4 protein-coding genes are annotated in these 1,884 nt (G+C 35.0%); all 4 read right to left on the reverse strand.

Going from position 1 to position 1,884, the window contains the following annotated elements; all coding sequences use genetic code 11:
- A partial coding sequence (locus SVN78_10770; GenBank protein MDY6822088.1) for a hypothetical protein occupies nucleotides 1-182 on the reverse strand: 182 nt, incomplete at its 3' end.
- A gap of 15 nt (nucleotides 183-197) precedes the next feature.
- Nucleotides 198-443, reverse strand: a complete 246-nt coding sequence (locus SVN78_10775) for a hypothetical protein (protein MDY6822089.1) — start codon at nucleotides 441-443, stop codon at nucleotides 198-200.
- A gap of 12 nt (nucleotides 444-455) precedes the next feature.
- Complete coding sequence (gene dsrB, locus SVN78_10780; GenBank protein ID MDY6822090.1) at nucleotides 456-1,535, reverse strand: dissimilatory-type sulfite reductase subunit beta; 1,080 nt, start codon at nucleotides 1,533-1,535, stop codon at nucleotides 456-458.
- The coding region (locus SVN78_10785) for a sulfite reductase, dissimilatory-type subunit alpha (GenBank protein ID MDY6822091.1) at nucleotides 1,528-1,884 on the reverse strand (357 nt) is incomplete at its 5' end. The genes SVN78_10785 and dsrB, both read right to left, overlap by 8 nt.

Here is a 1,884-nt window from a genome sequence, read left to right on the forward strand (position 1 = left end):
GTTGCTATATACTGCAAATATTCCCTCACTCTTACTGCACTGGGACATTTCCCTGTACAAGGAGGTCTTTTTTCAACATATTTTGGCCTATAAGGGGACTGCTCAATCTTAGCCCCTGCCACAACACCCATTGACAAAGGTTTTTTCTTTTTTTTAACAACCTTCTTTTTTACTACAGCCAATGTTATATCCTCCTTTTACGTATTTTCTCTATCCTCAGGTATAGTTAAAAATGAACTACCTGCATAACCATATATTAACTCCCCTGCATCAACAATATCCCTTATTACACCTTTAACATCGCGTCTTGTAATATTGTAATCAGAAAATACTTGTACAACTTCTTTCTCTAACTCCATTGGTTTATATCTCTTTTTGCCATGATATTTTCTAACGGTGTCCAATATATATTGCCTTATCTTATCATATAATTCCTTATCCATAATGACCTCCAATTATAACGTTGTATGGTTTGAATAATTCAATGTACACTCAGCTAATCTAAAGTCATCAATATGATATTTAGTGAATTCAAATCCAGTAATCTCAAAAAATTTTGGCCAACCTATCCTATCAATCCACTCTCCTACCCTTTCACCTTTTTCTGCACCATTTTTATAGGTTTCAACAATTGTCTTTACTGCATCAACTACCTCAGGCCAACGAGGTGGATTATTTGGTAGAAATGGTATTGCTAATTTTGAAAAGGCAGGTTTTGTTCTAGTATTTGAGACCTTTCCACCAACAAATATTGCAAGACCATCATTTAATGGATCAGCTAGAGGCATTGCAGCACAAACGGTATAGCAATTCCCACAATAGAAACATAGATCTTCATCAACCTCAACAGACTGTTTACCTTCTACTACCTTTGGCCTAATAGCATTAACTGGGCAAGATGCAATAACATTAGGGATTTCACATATATTCCTTATTTTTTCATCATCTACCTTTGGTGGGGTTCTATGCACTGCTACTAAAGCTATATCACTTGTAGCAACTGAACCACACATATTAAGGCAGCATGCAAAAGCCATTCTTATTTTTGCAGGTAGTACTGGATTTATAAAATAATCATATAGTTCATCCATTATAGCCTTAACTACACCACTTGCATCACTTGCTGAAGTATGACAGTGAAGCCAGCCTTGGGTATGGATTACGTTGCCTAGCGTATTATTAATACCTCCAACGGGAAAACCTAGTTTATTGAGCTCATTTATAAGAGGTTCTACATTATCTTCATTAGTTACAAGAAATTCAACATTATTGCGAGTAGTAAATCTTAGAAAACCATCACAGTATTTTTCAGCAAGTTCAGCAAAATTTCTAATCCTTTCAGAACTCAACAATCTAGGAGAACCAGCCCTAACAGAATATATCTTATCACCATTTTCAGCTACATGCATTAATACACCAGATTTAATAACCTTATGGTAAGACCACTTGCCATAATTATTTTTTATTATTGGGGGTAAAAATTTATTATAATCAGGTACTCCAATATCTGTTATTCTTTTATTTTGTTCACTCATTTTCTTCCTCCTCTTCATCTACTTCTTCATAATATTCTTCAAATCTTATATAAGGATTTGTTCTTGGATGGGCTACAATTGCTGGGTGAATATCTAATTCTAACTCCTCAAGAAAATTGCCAACACCCACTCTTTGAATAAGCTCTCCAATTCTCTCTCTATTCTTGCCATATTCATCCCAAAATTCCCAAATCCTTTCAATTAAATCAATAAATGTTGGATAATTCTCATCCTTCTCTTTGTTTATGTCATAGAAAGGGATTAGTATAAATCCTAGCCTTGGTCCTTGAACTATAGGAGCCTTTGCACCAATTCTAAGCTGTGCACCTTTGATGTCCCCTGGCCTTAA

The organism is Deferribacterota bacterium (genome assembly GCA_034189185.1).
Taxonomy (GTDB): Bacteria; Chrysiogenota; Deferribacteres; order Deferribacterales; family UBA228; genus UBA228.